Here is a 17,417-nt window from a genome sequence, read left to right as displayed (position 1 = left end):
CCCAAACGACGCCGTCGTGGAAGCCCTTCTCTGATCTTAAGCAAATCGAGAATCGCATTTCCCCGAATCACAGTCAAGAGTCTTTGGCATCGTTTTGGTGAGCAGATTTCTTTTGCCACAACGTAGGTGAAAGAAAATGGAAGCCGAACATGTGACGACGCCTTTTGGGCGGCGGCCAATGACGCTTGCCATGTTGATAGCTCAAAGAAGAGCCGAACATGGAAAGTCCGTCAGGTCCGTCGACAAATGGAAGATTTATCGTGCGCTCTGCGAAGCCAAGCCCCTGTTGGGCGTGACGGATCGAGCGCTGGCCGTACTGAATGCACTCTTGAGCTTCTATCCGAAGAACGAACTCTCGGATGACGCCAACCTGATCGTGTTTCCCTCAAACGCGCAATTGTCGCTGCGCGCGCATGGCATGGCGGAACAGACAATCCGCCGTCACCTCGCCGTGCTGATCGCCGCCGGGCTGCTTATCCGCAAGGATAGCCCCAACGGCAAGCGCTATGCTCGGCGGAGCAGGGCAGGGGACCTCAATGACGTCTATGGCTTCTCCTTGGTGCCTCTCCTCTCCCGCGCCGAGGAGATCGAGCATCTTGCGGCCCAGGTCGTAGCCGAGCGATTGCACATGCAGGGTCTGCGGGAACGCATCAGCCTCCACCGGCGTGACATCGCCAAGCTCATCGAAACCGCCATCGCAGAGAACATAGAGGCTCCCTGGGAAGCGGTCCATGCAGGCTTCCGCGCGCTCATCGATGACCTTCCGCGTTCGCCAAACACCGTACAGCTGGAAACGCTGCTGGAGAAGCTCGGACGTCTGCGTGGCGAAATCGTCAACCGATTAGAAACACATGCAGAAACTGCGAAACTAAGCGCCAATCCCTATCAAAATGAGCGGCACATACAGAATTCAGACTCCGAATCCCAAATTGAATCTGAAGCCGCATCAACGGGAAACGCCACCCCACATGTCTCCATTCCGAGGACAACTCCGGCTACCGTAAACGTCTCCGTAGCCGCTAAAGCCCGGAAGCCAGTGTCCTGCATACCCGACAACAGCCGCTCCGAAACTGGCACAGGAATAGAATTGAAGTCCTTCCCGCTTGACCTCGTTCTGCGAGCATGCCCGGAAATTGCCGCCTATGGCCCAACCGGACAGATCAAGAGCTGGCGCGATCTGCTTACGGCTTCGCTCGTCGTCAAATCGATGCTCGATATCAGTCCGGGAGCCTACGGGGAGGCCTGCCTGGCGATGGGTGCAGAAAACGCCGCGACCGTCATCGCCTGCATTCTCCAACGTGGCTCCCACATCAACTCCGCCGGCGGCTATCTTCGTGATCTGACGCGGCGAACGGAGAAAGGAGAGTTTGCCATCGGTCCCATGCTCATGAGCCTTCTACGGGCGAATATGGCCCCAACCATGCGGAAGATCGCTTAGCTTGTTCTCGTTTGTATCGCGGCAAATTAACCCTGACGTTACGTATGGCTCCGGACAGCTCCCGCCTCCGCAGCGAACGATAAATTGTCCCGAATGGGATCTCTGAAGGAGAGCATACCGGAGCTATAACTATGGAGTCGGAAAGGGTGGACATTTGTCGGCAAAAAGGGCATAAAAATACAGAAGTCTGCTGGCACTAAGGGTATGTCCCTTCACGAATTCGATCGTTTTGACTGAATTTCCCCGCTCGCTAGAAGATTGATTTCATTGAAATAAATTCGTTGCCGGAAGCTATATCAGCCTTTTGTGCCGCTACGCATGTAGCCGTGCAAAGCCGCATAATGGACATATGCTGTTCGTCGACAAGCCCAATAGCCTCCAAACAGGAGGACGGGACCGGGCCATGCCTGTGGTTACCGATCCCGAGCTCTGTATTTCCGCGCCTGCGCCTATGCCGGGTTCATTGCTGATCGCAAATCGGGATCGGCCGGGACGGCGGTGCCGGATGATCGTTCTTGTATTGGACGATGATCGGCTCCAGGGTTTCCTTCGGCCAAAATTTCGGAGTACCGATTTCCTTCAGGCAGGACTCGTTCCAATACAATCCGGACTGCGCGGGAGAGCGGCCGGCTGCAACGGCCTTGGCGACTGCCTTGATGTCCGAGGATTCCGGATAGATGTAGAGCGTCGTCGGATTGTCCTTCACCATGGAGATGATCTGATTGGCATCCGATGCCGACCAGCTCGTGCAGCCGTCGCTGCGGCCGCCGGCATATTCCACCAGCTTTCCGAGCGGAACGTATCCGTCGCGATTGGCATAGGGGCTTTGCGGATCCTTCTTCATGCAGATGCCGGCAACCTTTGCAGCGGCATGGCCGCCGATCGCCCGGGCGCGTGCATTGGCGGTTTCGCCAACGCCGTCGAACTGCACGAAGGTGCGAAGGAAAGCGGCATCCTTGGTCTGGGAAACCCGATAGTAACCCTTGAAGGTCGTTTTCGTTTCTTCCGTCATATAGGAGCCGCCTGCCGTCAGGTTCGAATCCATCGCGTTGCCGAAGTTCTTGGCGCACATCCGGCCATTGCCGAAGTCGACGACGCCCTTGAGATCGCGGCCGCTGCCGTGGCCCGATGAAACCACGCGGAACGCTTGGGTCGCTTCGCAGACGATGTAGAAACGGCCCGCCGACTTGCCGTCAGCCGGATTGTTCGGGCGGGTTGCATCCATCGCGAAATAGCAAGGGTTGCTGACCTTGCCTTCGCTTGTCTTCTGCATGTAGAGCGCGCGCGCCCTTTGCAAAATCGGTCGGGCAATCTGACCGTCGCCTTCGCCGACATAGGCGTTCAGCCACGCCGGAAGATCTGACTGGCGCTCGGCGGCAAGAGATTGCGATGTTGAAGGGATGATGATGGTAAGAGAGCAAAGGCTGAGCATCTGGGCGACGCTTCGAAGGGCATATCTCAACCGCACGAAATTAAATCTCCTGTAAAAATATACCGGATCCGCATGTGCCGCTATCGGCAACGGCGATTTCGGCGGTCCGTCCGCCCCACAAGCCTGCCTGCCATGCGCTCGGATCCAGAAATCGTAATTGTGCGCTGCTTTGCTGAACGACGACCTAACGGAAACCGGAAATCTCGGCGGTAGCAGAAAGATTATTTGCCCGCCCTTAATTTCCTCATCCGCTTTGCGTCAGCATTCTTCACCGATCGCGGCGCAAATATGGCCGAGTTGTATCGGACGGCTTGCATTGAAAATCCTGGGTACGAGATTGGGTACCTCTCTGAAATCGAGCGCACGATGGCTGATGCTGACGTAGGCTTTGGCCTGTCGCCCGAGGGTCAGTTCCGGCCGACGAACGATCCGATTTTTCTGCCTCGCGAGTAACGACATCCGCCGGCAATTGCCCGATGCGGCTTCTGGCCGGTGGTCAATCGACAAATTCAACGACCACGCCCGGCTTTACCATCCTTGCCAGCTCTTCCACATCCCAGTTTGTCAGGCGGACGCATCCATGAGAGCCGACTTTGCCGATAAGTTCTGGTTCCGGCGTTCCGTGGATGCCATAAGTGGGCTCGGTCAAATCAATCCAGACCGTGCCGACAGGATTGTTCGGCCCGCTTGGCAGCTTCAGGATCCTCTTGTTGTGACCCTGCTGAAAATTGATCTTCGGATTGTAGGTGTATGGCGGCAATCGAGCGACGCCCTTGACCTTGTGCGTGCCTGAGGGGGAGGGCGTTTCCTCGCTGCCGATAGTGGCTGGGTAGACCGACAGCAACGCCCCGTCTTCCGCAAAAGCGAATATCTGGCCCAACTTTCTGTGAACCTCGATCCGCTTCACTATGCCGGTCTTTGCCTCGCCAGGGATCGCAACCATGATTGTTTCACCGGGGACGAAAGACGCGGTCGGATTGAGCGCTTTCAGAAGAGCGATGCTCATGTGGAAACGTTCGGCTAACTTCTCGGCGATGCTGGTATAACCGAGATGATCCATCTTGGCCTGCTCGGCATAGTCCCTGGGAATGCTCTTCACCAGATCCTTCCCGTCATCGGCCGTTATGGCATACGCCTGGATGACGGGAACCTGATCCTCAAGCCGCCCAAGTATCTCTGGATCGAGTTTTCCATCGACGGGAAGCCGCTGCAAAGCTTCAAATCCCGCAATTGCTTTGCTGAGGTTCTCTCCGATGTAACCGTCGATAGCGCCAGGAGAAGAACCGGCTCGATCCAGCAGGACCTGAAGCTTGACGACCGCTGCATCAGGCTTCTTTGGCTTCTCGCTCGGCGCTTCGATCTGTATAGACGCCATGGAGGCGCTATTTACATCCGCAGCAGCTATTGGAGTGGCAATAGCCGGGCCTGAGAATATAAAAGCGATAGAGATCGTAAGACAGCGCAACGTATTGATCATGTCTTGAAAATCATCATCTGTGCAAGTTGTTCCGCCGGCCTAAGACAGATCTGATTGGCTGATTGCGGCGAGAAGGTCGCCTGGCCGTCAATTCAGCCTGGCGAGCGATTTTCCGTTCTCATCGAAGAGATGACAGGTGCCCGGGTCGATCTGGAGCGATATCGGCGTGTGAGGCGGGGTGGTGTCGGCACCTTCCGCCTGCACCACGAGGGGCTGGCCCGAGGCGGTATCGACATGAAGGATCGTCAGACCCCCCAGCCGCTCTGCAAGGACGATCTGCCCCGCAAACTGGCCCTCTTGGCCGATACGGATATGTTCGGGGCGGATTCCGAGTGTCAGTTTCGAACCCACCTCTACCGGGCCGGAAGAGACCGGAACGGTCATGGTGCCTCCGCCGGGTAGCGCGACGGATATGCCGTCCGGACCGATAATCTCGGCCGCTACCGGCAGAAAATTCATCTTCGGCGAGCCGATGAAGCCGGCCACGAAGATGTTCGCGGGATGATTGTAGAGCGCAAGTGGCGAGCCGACTTGTTCGACGCGGCCACTATTCAGCACCACGATCTTGTCGGCCATCGTCATCGCCTCGATCTGATCGTGGGTGACGTAGATCATCGTTGCGGCCAGTTCGTCGTGCAGGCGCATCAATTCCAGCCGCATATTGACCCGAAGCGCAGCGTCGAGGTTGGAAAGCGGCTCGTCGAACAGAAAGATCTTCGGGTTACGCACGATCGCGCGGCCGATGGCCACGCGTTGGCGTTGACCACCGGACAGATCCTTCGGCCGACGGTCGAGCAGATGGGTCAATTCCAGTATTTGTGCTGCCTCCCCGACCTTCCGATCACGCTCGCTTACCGAGGCCCCGGCAATCCTCAGCGCAAAGCCCATATTGTCGGCGACAGTCATGTGCGGGTAGAGCGCATAGGATTGGAACACCATAGCCAGACCGCGTCGCGACGGATCGATATCGTTGGAACGGGCGCCATCGATCATCAGTTCGCCGGCAGTTATTTTTTCCAGACCGGCGATCATGCGCAGAAGCGTGGATTTTCCGCAGCCGGAAGGGCCGACGAAGACGACGAATTCACGGTCGTCCACTTCGAGATCAATGCCCTTGATCACCTCGATGGCGCCATAGGATTTGCGAACGTCGCGGAGCTCGAGATTAGCCATCGCTGGCCTCCTTTTTACCGGTGGGTATATTCGTGCTTTCCACGCCCGCAGACACAGGATCGATCCTTCCTTCGCTGCCGAAGATAAGGCTGGCAGCGCCGATCAGACCGGCATGGCGTCCGAGCTGCGCGGCGACAATCGGCACGTCGCGATAGGCGGGCATGGCACGCTCGCGAACCGTCGCCACCATTTGATCGTGGAGAAGATCGAAGCCATGCGAAATTCCACCGCCCATGACGAGCACGTCGGGGGAATAGAGGTGAAGCAGGTTGGTAAAGCCGATCCCCAGCCATCGTGCCTCGGCATTGAGCAGTTCCAGGGCCGCCGCGTCGCCTTTTCGCCCGGCTTCGACAACATGTCGCCCGGTGACCTCGGCGTCGTTCGACAGCTTCCGCAGCATCGACCCGTCGGACGGACGGGTGCGCGCGGTGGCCCGCCTGCCGAGCGCTGTTCCCGAGGCGACGGCTTCGAAGCAGCCGACTGCGCCACAAAAACAACGCTCGCCTTCACTCGTGATCGTCATGTGGCCGATCTCCGCAGCCAGACCGCGTCTGCCATGCAGGATACGGCCATCGGCGATCACGCCGCCGCCGATACCGGTCGATACCGTGACAAAGACCATCGATCTCGCACCATGACCGGCGCCGTATTGCCATTCACCAAGCGCTGCCGCGTTCGCATCGTTTTCAAGCCGTACGGGTAGCTGAAAGTGGTTTTGGAGAATGTCCGCCAGCGGAACTTCGTGCCATCCGGCCAAGGTCGGCGCGGCAATGACGACGCCGGCGTCCGGATCGAGCGGACCAGGCGCGCCGATCCCGATCCCGATCGGAGAAAGACCGGGCGTTTCCGCCAGCACCGTTTCGGCCAGCAGTTCGATCTGTCGGATGACCGCGGCAGGCCCGCCGGTCGCATCCGTCGACAGAGACGAAAACGCCAGAAGACATCCCTTGTCATCGACAAGCGCGGCGCGAAGCTCCGTTCCACCAAGATCGAATGCGAGAGCGACCTTTTTCACGAAACGCGGCTCTCCAGCCCATGCAGCCAGGCGATCCGGTCGCCGAGGTTCTTGTCGCTGAATGCCAGCGATCCGAGAACGACCGTCTGCGCTCCGGCTTGGCGCAGCAACGGCACGGTTTGTTCGCGAATGCCGCCATCGGCGGCGAGTATGACCCGATCCTCGCGGCCGGCCTTCTTCAGGAGGGAGCGCGCCTCGATCAGCCGGTCGCATGCCTTTTCGGAAAGGCTTTGTCCTTTGACGCCGATCGAGGTTCCCAGCAACGTCACGAAGGCTACATGATCGATGAAAGGCTCGATCGCCGAAACGGGCGTTTCCAGCCGCAATACCACGCCGGCTTCGGCACCCAGCTCTTTGGTAAGCGCAATTGCACGCAAGCCGGCATCGCCGTTTTCGGCATGGACGCTTATCAAATCCGCGCCCGCCTCTATGAATTGGCGCGTCTGCTCCTCGACGATTTCAGCCTCGACCATGAGATGGACATGGATCGGCTTGGCGGTCGACTTGGCGATGCGCGCGACAAAATCCGGAAAGAACAGGAAGCCCGGCGTAAAGCGCGCATCGGCGACATCGATGTGATGCAGGTCGACGTAGGCTTCGATGCGCTTGAGATCCGTCTCCATATTGGCAAGATCGGCCGACCAGAGCGAGAATTCGCCCAGAAGCCGGTTGCGGGGAAGCGCTGCGATGGCCTGCGGGCCGGAAAGGGGGCGGGACGTCATGATGGAACGAAGCTCCGGATTGTTTTGGATGCAAGAAAATGCGTGATGGCGTCTTGGACTTCGGCAAAATGCCTGTTTTTGTCGATGGCCTTGGCGGTGACTTCGACAAAGCTTGCGCCCGGAATGACATCGGCGAGCGTCCGCGCGCAGGAGAGCGGATGGATCGCGTCCTGCTGGTTGCCGATAATGAGCGTGGGTACGGCAAGGGCGTCGGCGGATGACCGCGGTACATCCGGCCCGTCTGCGGCGATGTCAGCCAGAACCGAGGCGAAGGTGAGAGCATCCGGCCGGTCGAAATAGCCGAGCAGGGAAGAGAAGTTGTCCGGCGCCTCCGAGGCAATCCGTTGTCCGGTGTCAGAGACGATAAAACGCCGTTTGGCCTCCTCAATCGGGTGCGAGCGGATCAGGGCGGCAACGGCGCGGATCGGCGCGAGATTGTCCGGCGATGCCGCGAAGGTCCACGCGGGGCGTACGAGTACGAGCCCGGCGATCCGGCGGGGGTGATGATGGGCAAGATATAGTGCGATGGCCGCGCCCATTGAAATGCCGCCGACGATGAAGCGGTCAAATCCGTATGCGGTGGCCGCGGCCAGAACGTCCTCGGCAAACATAGGAATCGAAAATGGCCGCGTATTGCCGAGCGAGGATGCGCCATGTCCACGGCACTCCAGCGTCAGCCGGCGAATATTCGCGGCGGAAACATTCTGTGCCACCTGCGCCTCATCGCCGCCAAGACCATGCTGGAAGACGACGGCAAGCCCCTGACCGTCCTCATAGACGGCAAGTTCCGTATCGCCACGTTTGAACGTTTTTTTTCCCATCAAATCAACGCCTTGAGGAAGTCGGCAACCCCGGATGCTTCGGCAGCCGAAAGGCCATGCGTGACGAGCGGTCCGTCGAAATTCACGAAGCGCAGCCGCGCGATGAAGTGGGCAAAATCCACCACGCCTTGCCCGGCGGTTGCGAAGCGGCCGTCGGCGTGACGATCCTTGGCATGCGCCAGGGCGATGTGACTGGCCGAGATTTCGATCGCCTCTTCGACGATCGCCCGCGCCTCTGCCGGTGTCGCCTGTTCGAAAAGATTGGCCGGATCAAGCACGATGCGCAACCGCTGCGATCCCATCTCGCCGATCAGCCGCCGGGCATCGCTTGCCGAGGTGACGATGTTGGCCTGTTCCGGCTCGATGCCGAGATCGACGCCATGGCGTTCGGCGAGCTCCAGAGCCTTCGACATTTCAGCCGCCATGTCGGCCCAGGCGGACGGATCGCCATTGTCGGGGTGATCGGCCCATTGGTCGTTCGGATCACGCGTTCCGGTGCAAAGCGTCACCAACGGAATAGAGAGTGCCGCCGCCGTTTCGATGACGACTGCGAGCTGGGCGAGGCCCGTCCGGCGAATGGCAATATCGGGGTGAGCCATATTGTAGGTGCCCGACAGGGCGGCAAGCGAGATACCGGTCGCCTCGACGGCCGAGCGAACCGCTGCGATCGTCGTTTCCGAAACGGCATCGGGCATGGACGGGAGACCGCAGCAGGCGAGATTGAACTGTGCGCATGCATAACCGCTATCGCGCACCGCCGAGAGAACGCCGAGCGGCTCTGTTCCGGGAAAGGTCTTGGCGAAGATCCCGATCTGCATCAGACCACTCCCGAGACCGATGCGAGTTCGACGCGTTCGCCCCGTTCCACCGATCGGGCGATCGCCACCATCGCGCGGATGGACGCCAGGCCGTCCTCGACATTGGCGCCGCGCATCGGCGCGCCGTTCAGTGCCGTATCGGCAAGTCCCTCGAGCTGCCTGCGGAAGAAATGGCCGTCCGCGCCGAGTGGCTTTCGGCTCGTCGCATCCTTCTCGTGGAAGATCTCCACTTCGCTCGAGCGGAAGTACCAGGGATTGAAGGTCTTTGCGAGAACCGAGCCGTTCTCGCCGTAAAGCTGGAACCCTTCATGCCAATCCATGCGTACGGCAACCGTCAGGTCCAGATGGCCGAGGGCACCATTGGCAAATTCGGTCTCGACGAACCAGCAATAGGCACCGGCACGTTCGAGAAGCCGGGCGCGAACCGCGACGATCTCACCGCAGAAGAAACGCGCGGTGTCGACGAGATGCGAGCCGTGTGCCAGCATGAAATATTGCCTGAGATCGGCCTTGGGATTGCCTGATGGTTTGCGCGCAAGCTTGCTGGTGACGGGCAGGGGCTGCACCGCATCCGTATTGGTATAGCGGTGTGTGGAATCGCAATACCACGCCTTCATCGCAAAAATCTGGCCTATGTCGTCGCGCACGAAATCGCGCGCCGCCTCGAGCGCCGGATCGAAGCGCTTCATGTGCCCGACCTGCAGGATTTTTCCGGATCGGTGCACCGCCTCGGCGAGCTGCTGCCCTTCTTCGACCGAAACGCCGATCGGCTTTTCGCACAGTACGTGCTTTCCGGCTTCGAGCGCCTTTATGGACATCGGCACATGATAGGCATCGGACGTCGCAACGATCACGGCTTCCAGATCGGGATCGGCAAGCATGGCATCATAATTGTCAAACATCTTCTGCGGCTCATAGGTCGCGCCCATGCGGGCGAGAAGATCGGGTGCCGCATCGCAGATCGCGTAGAGATCGGCATTCCGCGCCTTGACGCAGGATTCCAGATGCGCGAATTGCGCGATCGGCCCGCAGCCGAGTACTCCGACGCGAAGACGGCGACTTTCCTTTTCGATCATGGTTCTCTTCCTTATGCGCCGTAGCCGCGCATGGTTTGGCGATTGGCTTTGACCGCACCGGCAGGATCGGCGCCGGCCGTCTCGGATTCTTCCTCCAGCACCAGCCAGCCATTGAAGCGTGGGGCCGCGGAGATGAGGTCGATCACGGCCGGCGTATCGAGAATACCCTTGCCGAGCATCGCCCATCGGTCATGCGCGTCGACGTCCTTCAGATGCAGGTAGCGGATACGGTCCTGATAGGTACGCATCGTGTCAAGCATGTCGGCATGCCCTCGCAGGATATGGCCGGTATCCGGCACCCAGCCGACCAGGCTCGGGTCGAGCAAGGCGAAGATGCGGTCGTAGTCGGCTCGGTCGAACAGCAGCGTATTGTGATGCGAGCTTGGATGCACGGCGATCTCGACGCCGGCGACCTTGCCCAGCTCGCCGGCGCGATTGTAGAACTCGCCGGCAATAGCGAACTTGTCGTCTCGCGGGCCGTCGGAAACGACGGTTGCCGAGCCGATGGAAACAAGTGCGCCCGGAAAATGCGCGGCGTAATCGATCCAGCGCTTTGCCGTCGTCAGGTCGTCCTTCATCGCGTCGGCCACCGTGAAGCCGCTCTTCGAACCGAAGGCGAAGGAGACGAGCGTCAGGCCGCAATCCCTTAATGCATTTGCGAAGGCATGCGGGTCTGCAGCATAGCGGCCGATCATGGTGTCGGTGATTTCGATGCCGGAATAGCCGCCGGCGGAAATTGCCGACAGCAGGTCGTCTGCCGTTCCCGTCCAAGCATTGCCGAGCATTTCCCATGTAAATGTCTGGCAGCCGACTTTTATGTCCTTGCGCATTCCCGCTATTCCTTGATTCCGCCTTGGGTCAGGCCTTCGATGATGTGTCGTTGGAAGAAGAGCACCAAAATGATGAGCGGCACGGTGACCACAGCCGATGCGGCGGCGATGTCCCCCCAGGGCACATAATATTGGTTGGTGAAATTGGCGATGCCGACCGGGATGGTCTGGGTGCCGCTATCCGATGTGAATGCGAGCGCGAACAGGAATTCGTTCCAGGCGGTGATGAAGGCAAGCAGGCCTGTCGTGACCAGGCTCGGCAATGACATTGGCAGGATGATATGCCAGAGCAGGCCGACCGGGCCGACGCCGTCCATGCGGGCCGCCTCGTCGATTTCGCGCGGCAGCGTCTCGAAATAGCCGAACAACACCCAGGTCACCAGCGGCAGTCCCAGCGCAAGATACGTGATGATCAGCGCCGTATAGGTATCGAGCAGTCCGAGATCGGAGGCGATGAGATAGAGCGGCCCGACGAGCGCGATCTGCGGAAACATCGATACCGAAAGGATGACCGTCAGGATGCCGAAGCGCCCTTTCACATCGAGGCGCGACAGCGAAAAGGCGGCCAGTGAGCCGACGATCAGGCAAAGCGCGGTGGTCGCCAGCGAAACGACGAGTGAATTCAGCACATAGTGATGCAGGCCCTTTTCGACGAAGGCGTTATAGTAATGCTCCAGCGTGAACGGGTTCGGTATGAGCGAGGGCGTTCCCTCTGTCAGCGCCTTGTCGAGCTGAAGCGATGTCGAAAACTGCCAGATGAACGGGCCGGCGGACCAGATGAGGATAAACAGGGCGCCGAGGTAGATGAGGAGATTTTGGAAGATTGAGCGGCCTTCGTTCATGTCGTCCTCCTGATCTGGCGCACGAGGAAGACACAGAAGCCGATGGCAATCAGCCCTTCCGTGATGAACATGGCGGTCGTTACAGCCGAGCCGTAGCCGAACTGAAGCGTCGAAAAGAGCACCTTGTAGGACAGCGTCGAAAGCGTCTCGGTGGAATCGGCCGGCCCGCCGCCCGTCAGCACATAGACCAGGTCGAAGACGCGGAATGCATCGAGCGCTCGGAAGAGGCCTGCGATCAGCAGCGTCGGCATCAGGAGCGGCAGGCGGATATGCCAGAAGATCGTCCAGGCTCTTGCCCCATCCATGCGGGCGGCCTCGATCAGCGATTTCGGAACGGTCTGCAGCCCCGTCAGCAACAGAAGCGCCATGAATGGCGTCGTCTTCCACACATCGGCAAGGATGATCGTCGTCAGCGCCGTATCGGGCGAGCCGTACCAGTTGACGTTCTGATCGATCAGCCCTGCATGCAGAAGGATGAAATTGATGATGCCGTGCTGGCCGTCGAAGAGCCAGCCGAACATTTTCGACGTCACGACGGTCGGCATGGCCCAGGGCACTAGCATGGCGGCGCGGATCATGCCCCGGCCGGCGAAGGTTTCGCAAAGGATCAGCGCCATCGCAAGGCCGATGAACGTCTCGAGCAAAGTCGAGATCAGGGTAAACCAGATCGTGTGCCACCAGGCATTCCAGAACGGCGGATCGGCCAGCAGCTGCACATAGTTGGCGATGCCGATGAAATCATTGTCCTGGGTGATCAGCGAGCGGTTGGTGAAAGACAGATAGACGCCGTTGACGATCGGGTAGAAGGAAACCGATGCGAGCGAGAGGAACGCAGGCAACAGCAGCAGCCAGGGCCAGAGGGCGCTTGATAGCGCCCTCGACTTGCCTGGGGTTTGCTCGGAAGCGGCAACCGTCATCGTTACGGCCATTTCAGCCAACGATCTTGTTGATCTGGGCCGCTGCTGCCTGCAGCTCCGCCTTGACGTTGCCGCTGACCAGCGCCTTCGAGATGCTGGACTGCAATGCCAGTGTCACCTTGGCATATTGCGGCGTAATCGGCCGCGGCGTGGCCCCGGTGAAGACGCTCTGAAGGCTCGCCATGAACGGCTGCTCCGCCTTCAGCTTCGCATCCTGGAAGATGGCGGGACGCGAAGGCGCGAGACCGAAATTGAGCGCAAGCCGGGTCTGGGTTTCCGGCGAGGACATCCAGGTCAGGAACTCGATCGCCGCTTCCCGCTTCTTGGAGTTGGCGTTGACGCCCAGCTGGTAGCCGCCAAGGCACGCGGCGCTCTTGCCGCCGGCAAAATGCGGCAACGGCGCGACGGCGACCTTGTCGACGACATGCGAGGCCTTCGGGTCCTGCGCGATCGGGTAGACATAAGACCAGTTGCGCATGAACATGGCCTCACCGGACGTAAACGGCTGGCGAGAGGGCTCCTCGTCCCAGGAGAGCACGTTCTGAGGGCTGATCTTCGTCTTGTTGATGGTATCGTACAGGAATTGGATTGCGGCAACGGCGGCATCGTCGCCGATGACGGATGATTTTCCGTCGGCGGAAAGGATGGAACCACCGTTGGAGGCAATGATTTCCACGGCATCACAGACCAGAACCTCGGCCTGCTTGCCTTGCCAGAGATAGCCGAACTTGGCATCGCCGGCTTTCTGCGCCTCTGCCGCCATCGTCGCCATGTCGGCCCAGGTTTCCGGCACCTTGCCGCCGTGCTTTTCCACCAGGTCCTTGCGATAATAGAACATGCCGGAATCGACGAACCACGGCAGCGCGGTCAGCTTGTCGCCATAGGTGCAGGCCGCCACCGTGCCGGGGAAATAATCGGCGCGCTTGTCCTTCGGGAAATATTCGTCAAGCGGCAAGGCCCAGCCGGCAGAGGCAAAACCTGCAATCCAGATCACATCCTGGCTGAAAACGTCGGGTGTTCCGTTGCGGCGGGCGAGCTGCTGGACGAGGCCCTGATAGACCTCCGTCGACGAACTGGGCGGCGGCAGCTCGATGAACTTGACGGTGATACGGCTCTGCGACTCGTTGAAAGCCTTGACGAGATCGCCAAGCCCTTCCTTGCCGAAGAAGCTGGCGCTGGCAAAGCTGATTTCCGTCCGATCGGCGGCACGTGCCGGGCGGATGCCGAGACCTGAAGCAACGCCGAGCGTTGCCGTACCGATGGCGGCGCCGGCCGCGCCCAAAAGCAGTTGACGACGATCAAGCATTATCGATTGTCCAGCAATCTTGGAGACAGCCGGCGTCTTCTTGAAATCTGTCATGTTTCCCTCCCAGGAAGACTGGCGACCTCCATACCTCCGCGCCAGTATTCGCACATGTTTCATAAAAAATTGTCGCGCGTCAAGAAATAAGATGCTTTAACTCGATCCAGGAGGCATCGCTCGGACGCGTCGAAGCGCGGCGGGCGAATGAGGAGCATCAGGGAGGATTGGGAAATATGTCTGATAATTCAAAAGCTAAACTTGGCATCGGCGTAGTCGGCTGCGGGAATATCTCGATGACGTATCTGCGCAATGCGGCGCTGTTTGCCGGTCTCGAACTGCGCGCCTGCGCCGATATATCTCCTGACGCGGCCGCGCTGCGTGCCCGTGAATATGGCATTCGCGCCCTGAGTGTCGACCAATTGCTTGCCGATCCAGAAGTCGACCTCGTGCTCAACCTCACGGTTCCAGCCGTCCATTTCGATGTCACCATGTCGGCCCTATCGGCCGGCAAGCATGTCTTCACGGAGAAGCCGCTCGCAACATCGGCGGCGGACGGCCGCATTCTTGTGGCGGAAGCCAAGCGCCACGGGCTGCTGCTGGGTTCTGCGCCCGATACATTCCTCGGCGCGGCAGGCCGTCGGGCGCGGCGTCTGATGGAGGAGGGCGCGATCGGCCGGCCGGTCAGCGGTTCGGCCTTCATGATGGGGCGTGGCATGGAGCATTGGCACCCCAACCCGCAATTCTATTACCAGCCGGGCGGCGGCCCGGTCCTCGACATGGGTCCCTATTATCTGACGATGATGGTAAACCTGCTCGGCCCGGTCGTGCGGGTCATGGCAATGGCGACGAAGGGCCAGGAAGATCGCCTGATCACCGCCGACGGCCCGTTCAAAAATACCAGCTTCAAGGTCGGCACGCCGACCAACGTTCTGTCGCTTCTGGAATTTGCATCCGGTGCGACCGTGAATTTCGGCGCGTCCTGGGATGTCTTTCGCCATTCCAATCGCCCTATCGAGCTGCACGGTACCGAAGGCTCGTTGCGGCTGCCCGACCCGGACACGTTCGGCGGAACCGTGTCGCTGTCCGAGCGTGGCGCCGACTGGCGTGATTTCGAAAGCGACGACGAACTTTACGGCGCGAGGAACTGGCCATTCAATGCACCGGACCGGGCCAATTACCGCATGCTCGGCGTCGCAGACCTGGCGCGCGCGCTTAATGAGGGCAGGCAGCCCCGAGCCTCGGGGGAGTTGGCGCTTCATGTCCTCGAAATCATGGAGGCTATTCTCCAATCCGGCGAAAACAGGCAGTCTGTCGGCATCGGCGCGGAGCTGATACCGCCGCCGCGTCTTGGCGAGGACGAAGCACGCAGTCTTTTGGCCTGATTGCCGCAGAGGGGAGTTAATCTCATGGAACAGCTGGATGAGAGTGCCCGGCACGTTCTCGCCATGACCGATCGATCGAATGGCCGACCATTTGAAACCGGTACGGTTCAGCGGGCCCGCATTGACTACGATGCGAATTGCCCGACGCTCCAGGGTGCAAGGGAGGCGGTCGCCATGGTGGAGGATCGCCAGATCGTCGGTCCGAATGGTCCGATCACGTTGCGCGTCTATCGCGGCATCGGCGCGCCTTTGAGGAATGGTCCCGGTCTTGTTTATCTGCATGGCGGTGGCTGGGTGATCGGCAACCTCGAATCTCACGACGAAATCTGCCGATGGTTCGCCAATCTCGCCGAATGCACCGTGATTTGCCCGGACTACCGGCTGGCGCCGGAACATAAGTTTCCCGCCGGAGTGACCGATTGCGCCGCGACATTGGCATTCGTGGCCGAAACGGCTGCAGATCTCGGCATCGATCCGGGTCGAATTGCTGTCGCCGGCGACAGCGCCGGCGGCAATCTTGCCGCCGTGCTGGCGTTGATGTCGCGTGCGGGCGACGCCCCGCCAATTGCGGCGCAGCTGCTCATCTATCCCAACACCGACGCCGCGCAGATGGCCGACAGCTATCGCCGCTATGCCGAGGGCTTCGGCTTGACCGCCTCGACGATGAGATGGTTTCGCGATCACTATGTCCGCACCGCAGCCGATATTGCCGACTGGAGGGTCTCTCCGTTACGGGCCGAGACCGTCGCGGGGGTAGCTCCAGCCTTCGTGGTGACCGCCGGACACGACATTCTGGCCGACGAAGGCATCGCCTATGCCGAGCGGCTGCGGCAAGATAGGGTGCGCTCTGTGCATCGTCACCGGCAAGGACAGATCCACGGCTTCGTCTCGATGGGAAAATATGTGGCCGAGGCTCGGCAGACAATAGAAGAAGCCGTGGCGACCTGGCGTTCCTTCGAGGAACGCTCGAACTAGACGGGATCAGTGGCTCCGCTTCAAGCGGATTGTCGCATGACCAATGTCCCATCCAGGGTGATCCTGTGTGTAATCGACCGCACCGGCGCATCCATGTCCCCCAGCAGCGTCAGCAACGCTTCGACACTGCTTGCGGTCATCGCGGCGAAATCCTGTGCCATCGTCGTCAATGGCGGGCAGGTATAGCGGCTCAAGGGATGGTCGTCATGGGCAGCGACACGCAGATCGTCTCCCTTTTTTCGCCCAACTCTCAGCCGATGCGCGAAGGCTGCCGACATAACCCCGAAGGCGAGACGATCATTTGCGCACAGGATGGTTTTGCGGGGAAGAGCCTTTGCCTGGAGCAGGCTGTCCATCTGCTCATATCCGATGCGTTCGAACTCCCATGTGTAGGCGGCGTTGGTCTCGATCACCATTGGCTCGTAGCCTGCGGCTTCCATCGTGGCGATATAGCTTGCCAGCCTCTCCGGTGAGTTATGATTGACATGCGGAATGTCGAAATAGGCAGGCGTTTCTCCGGATCGGCAGAGATATTCCACGATCGTTGCCACGCTCTGGTAATTGTTGTTGCCGATGAACGGCGTGTTCCCTTCGATATAAGTATCGAAGTAAACGATAGGCAGGTTCTGCGCGAGCTTTTCAAAGGTACGCGGATCGGATTTCTGCCCCAATGGTGCGACAAGCGCCCCGGCAACCTTCAACGACAACATTGTGTTGACTGCTTCGGCTTCCAGTTCCGGCAATCCATGCGACGAGAACACGATCGGCCAATAGCCCTCGTTGCGCAGCCGCAATTCCAGACGATTGACCATTTCGGCATAAAAGGGGTCGGTGAGGGCAGGAACCAGGATGCCGATATTGCGTGTCCTTTTGCGATTGAGGTTCCGCGCATAAAGATTCGGCTGGTAATCCGACGAGCGAAGTGCCGCCTCGATCAGCGCCCGTGTCGTCGGTTTCACACTGGTCGGATCGTCAAAGTACTTGGAAAGGGTCGGCCGGGAGACGCCGCAGGACTTCGCGAAGTCCTCCATCGTCTTGTGCGTCAATTTTTCCATCAAAAGCCGATCATTTTTCAATCATCTCGATCTAGCAGAGCGGGTCGGCCTTTCACGGAACCTCTGAACCGCTCCTTTTTTGTCTCGCAATTCCGGACGGAAAACCGCTGCGCACTTTTCCTGGAATTGCTCTAGTGATCG

17 protein-coding genes are annotated in these 17,417 nt (G+C 59.7%); 4 read left to right on the top strand and 13 right to left on the bottom strand.

Annotated features, from left to right (window positions below; genetic code table 11):
* Positions 1–136: 136 nt before the first annotated feature.
* Positions 137–1,438, top strand: a complete 1,302-nt coding sequence (gene repC, locus HGP16_RS07010) for a plasmid replication protein RepC (protein WP_168839296.1) — start codon at positions 137–139, stop codon at positions 1,436–1,438.
* A 460-nt stretch (positions 1,439–1,898) separates the two neighbouring features.
* Here the strand turns inward: repC and HGP16_RS07005 are convergent, their stop codons facing one another.
* Positions 1,899–2,906 (bottom strand): hypothetical protein, encoded by a 1,008-nt coding sequence (locus HGP16_RS07005; protein ID WP_168839295.1) that lies wholly within the window; start codon positions 2,904–2,906, stop codon positions 1,899–1,901.
* 189 nt (positions 2,907–3,095) lie between these two features.
* Here HGP16_RS07005 and HGP16_RS07000 point away from each other — a divergent pair, with 189 nt between their 5' ends.
* Complete coding sequence (locus HGP16_RS07000; protein WP_168839294.1) at positions 3,096–3,323, top strand: hypothetical protein; 228 nt, start codon at positions 3,096–3,098, stop codon at positions 3,321–3,323.
* Positions 3,324–3,366: 43 nt separating this feature from the next.
* On the opposite strand, the gene HGP16_RS06995 is transcribed toward HGP16_RS07000, so the two are convergent.
* From HGP16_RS06995 to HGP16_RS06945, 11 genes are all read right to left on the bottom strand, one after another.
* Complete coding sequence (locus HGP16_RS06995; protein WP_168839293.1) at positions 3,367–4,347, bottom strand: L,D-transpeptidase; 981 nt, start codon at positions 4,345–4,347, stop codon at positions 3,367–3,369.
* Positions 4,348–4,434: 87 nt separating this feature from the next.
* Positions 4,435–5,520 (bottom strand): ABC transporter ATP-binding protein, encoded by a 1,086-nt coding sequence (locus HGP16_RS06990; RefSeq protein WP_168839292.1) that lies wholly within the window; start codon positions 5,518–5,520, stop codon positions 4,435–4,437.
* On the bottom strand, positions 5,513–6,535 hold the full coding sequence (locus HGP16_RS06985) for an ROK family protein (protein WP_168839291.1): 1,023 nt from the start codon (positions 6,533–6,535) through the stop codon (positions 5,513–5,515). Before HGP16_RS06985 ends, HGP16_RS06990 begins: the two co-directional genes overlap by 8 nt.
* On the bottom strand, positions 6,532–7,257 hold the full coding sequence (locus HGP16_RS06980; protein WP_168839290.1) for a ribulose-phosphate 3-epimerase: 726 nt from the start codon (positions 7,255–7,257) through the stop codon (positions 6,532–6,534). Before HGP16_RS06980 ends, HGP16_RS06985 begins: the two co-directional genes overlap by 4 nt.
* Positions 7,254–8,078, bottom strand: a complete 825-nt coding sequence (locus tag HGP16_RS06975) for an alpha/beta fold hydrolase (protein WP_168839289.1) — start codon at positions 8,076–8,078, stop codon at positions 7,254–7,256. The genes HGP16_RS06980 and HGP16_RS06975 overlap by 4 nt, the downstream gene beginning before the upstream one ends.
* Entirely contained in the window at positions 8,078–8,896 is an 819-nt protein-coding gene (locus tag HGP16_RS06970) for a sugar phosphate isomerase/epimerase (RefSeq protein ID WP_168839288.1), read from the bottom strand. Before HGP16_RS06970 ends, HGP16_RS06975 begins: the two co-directional genes overlap by 1 nt.
* The gene (locus tag HGP16_RS06965) at positions 8,896–9,972 is read right to left on the bottom strand and encodes a Gfo/Idh/MocA family protein (RefSeq protein ID WP_168839287.1); all 1,077 of its coding nucleotides are present in this window, start codon (positions 9,970–9,972) and stop codon (positions 8,896–8,898) included. The genes HGP16_RS06970 and HGP16_RS06965 overlap by 1 nt, the downstream gene beginning before the upstream one ends.
* An 11-nt stretch (positions 9,973–9,983) precedes the next feature.
* Positions 9,984–10,802, bottom strand: coding sequence for a sugar phosphate isomerase/epimerase family protein (locus HGP16_RS06960; RefSeq protein WP_168839286.1), 819 nt, complete (start codon positions 10,800–10,802; stop codon positions 9,984–9,986).
* Between the two features lie 5 nt (positions 10,803–10,807).
* Positions 10,808–11,644, bottom strand: coding sequence for a carbohydrate ABC transporter permease (locus HGP16_RS06955; protein WP_168839285.1), 837 nt, complete (start codon positions 11,642–11,644; stop codon positions 10,808–10,810).
* Positions 11,641–12,573, bottom strand: coding sequence for a carbohydrate ABC transporter permease (locus HGP16_RS06950; RefSeq protein WP_168839284.1), 933 nt, complete (start codon positions 12,571–12,573; stop codon positions 11,641–11,643). Before HGP16_RS06950 ends, HGP16_RS06955 begins: the two co-directional genes overlap by 4 nt.
* A gap of 1 nt (position 12,574) precedes the next feature.
* Complete coding sequence (locus HGP16_RS06945) at positions 12,575–13,921, bottom strand: ABC transporter substrate-binding protein (protein WP_168839283.1); 1,347 nt, start codon at positions 13,919–13,921, stop codon at positions 12,575–12,577.
* 176 nt (positions 13,922–14,097) lie between these two features.
* On the opposite strand from HGP16_RS06945, the gene HGP16_RS06940 reads away from it, so the two are divergent.
* Both HGP16_RS06940 and HGP16_RS06935 read left to right on the top strand, forming a co-directional pair.
* Positions 14,098–15,246, top strand: a complete 1,149-nt coding sequence (locus tag HGP16_RS06940; RefSeq protein WP_168839282.1) for a Gfo/Idh/MocA family protein — start codon at positions 14,098–14,100, stop codon at positions 15,244–15,246.
* 24 nt (positions 15,247–15,270) lie between these two features.
* Positions 15,271–16,221: an alpha/beta hydrolase gene (locus HGP16_RS06935; RefSeq protein WP_168839281.1), complete on the top strand. Its 951-nt coding sequence runs from the start codon at positions 15,271–15,273 to the stop codon at positions 16,219–16,221.
* Positions 16,222–16,241: 20 nt separating this feature from the next.
* On the opposite strand, the gene HGP16_RS06930 is transcribed toward HGP16_RS06935, so the two are convergent.
* The gene (locus HGP16_RS06930; protein WP_168839280.1) at positions 16,242–17,276 is read right to left on the bottom strand and encodes a LacI family DNA-binding transcriptional regulator; all 1,035 of its coding nucleotides are present in this window, start codon (positions 17,274–17,276) and stop codon (positions 16,242–16,244) included.
* Positions 17,277–17,417: the final 141 nt, after the last annotated feature.

Origin of the sequence: Rhizobium sp. P40RR-XXII, from assembly GCF_012641405.1 — a bacterium.
In the GTDB taxonomy this organism is placed as follows: Bacteria; Pseudomonadota; Alphaproteobacteria; order Rhizobiales; family Rhizobiaceae; genus Rhizobium.
This window is presented reverse-complemented; position numbering and strand designations above follow the sequence as displayed.

What these genes read in the sequence shown, in the direction of transcription:
- repC (WP_168839296.1), top strand. Translation starts at nt 137, where the DNA reads ATGGAAGCCGAACATGTGACGACGCCTTTTGGGCGGCGGCCAATGACG.
- HGP16_RS06995 (WP_168839293.1), bottom strand. Translation starts at nt 4,347, where the DNA reads ATGATCAATACGTTGCGCTGTCTTACGATCTCTATCGCTTTTATATTC.
- HGP16_RS06990 (WP_168839292.1), bottom strand. Translation starts at nt 5,520, where the DNA reads ATGGCTAATCTCGAGCTCCGCGACGTTCGCAAATCCTATGGCGCCATC.
- HGP16_RS06980 (WP_168839290.1), bottom strand. Translation starts at nt 7,257, where the DNA reads ATGACGTCCCGCCCCCTTTCCGGCCCGCAGGCCATCGCAGCGCTTCCC.
- HGP16_RS06975 (WP_168839289.1), bottom strand. Translation starts at nt 8,078, where the DNA reads ATGGGAAAAAAAACGTTCAAACGTGGCGATACGGAACTTGCCGTCTAT.
- HGP16_RS06970 (WP_168839288.1), bottom strand. Translation starts at nt 8,896, where the DNA reads ATGCAGATCGGGATCTTCGCCAAGACCTTTCCCGGAACAGAGCCGCTC.
- HGP16_RS06965 (WP_168839287.1), bottom strand. Translation starts at nt 9,972, where the DNA reads ATGATCGAAAAGGAAAGTCGCCGTCTTCGCGTCGGAGTACTCGGCTGC.
- HGP16_RS06960 (WP_168839286.1), bottom strand. Translation starts at nt 10,802, where the DNA reads ATGCGCAAGGACATAAAAGTCGGCTGCCAGACATTTACATGGGAAATG.
- HGP16_RS06955 (WP_168839285.1), bottom strand. Translation starts at nt 11,644, where the DNA reads ATGAACGAAGGCCGCTCAATCTTCCAAAATCTCCTCATCTACCTCGGC.
- HGP16_RS06950 (WP_168839284.1), bottom strand. Translation starts at nt 12,573, where the DNA reads ATGGCCGTAACGATGACGGTTGCCGCTTCCGAGCAAACCCCAGGCAAG.
- HGP16_RS06945 (WP_168839283.1), bottom strand. Translation starts at nt 13,921, where the DNA reads ATGACAGATTTCAAGAAGACGCCGGCTGTCTCCAAGATTGCTGGACAA.
- HGP16_RS06940 (WP_168839282.1), top strand. Translation starts at nt 14,098, where the DNA reads ATGTCTGATAATTCAAAAGCTAAACTTGGCATCGGCGTAGTCGGCTGC.
- HGP16_RS06935 (WP_168839281.1), top strand. Translation starts at nt 15,271, where the DNA reads ATGGAACAGCTGGATGAGAGTGCCCGGCACGTTCTCGCCATGACCGAT.
- HGP16_RS06930 (WP_168839280.1), bottom strand. Translation starts at nt 17,276, where the DNA reads ATGGAAAAATTGACGCACAAGACGATGGAGGACTTCGCGAAGTCCTGC.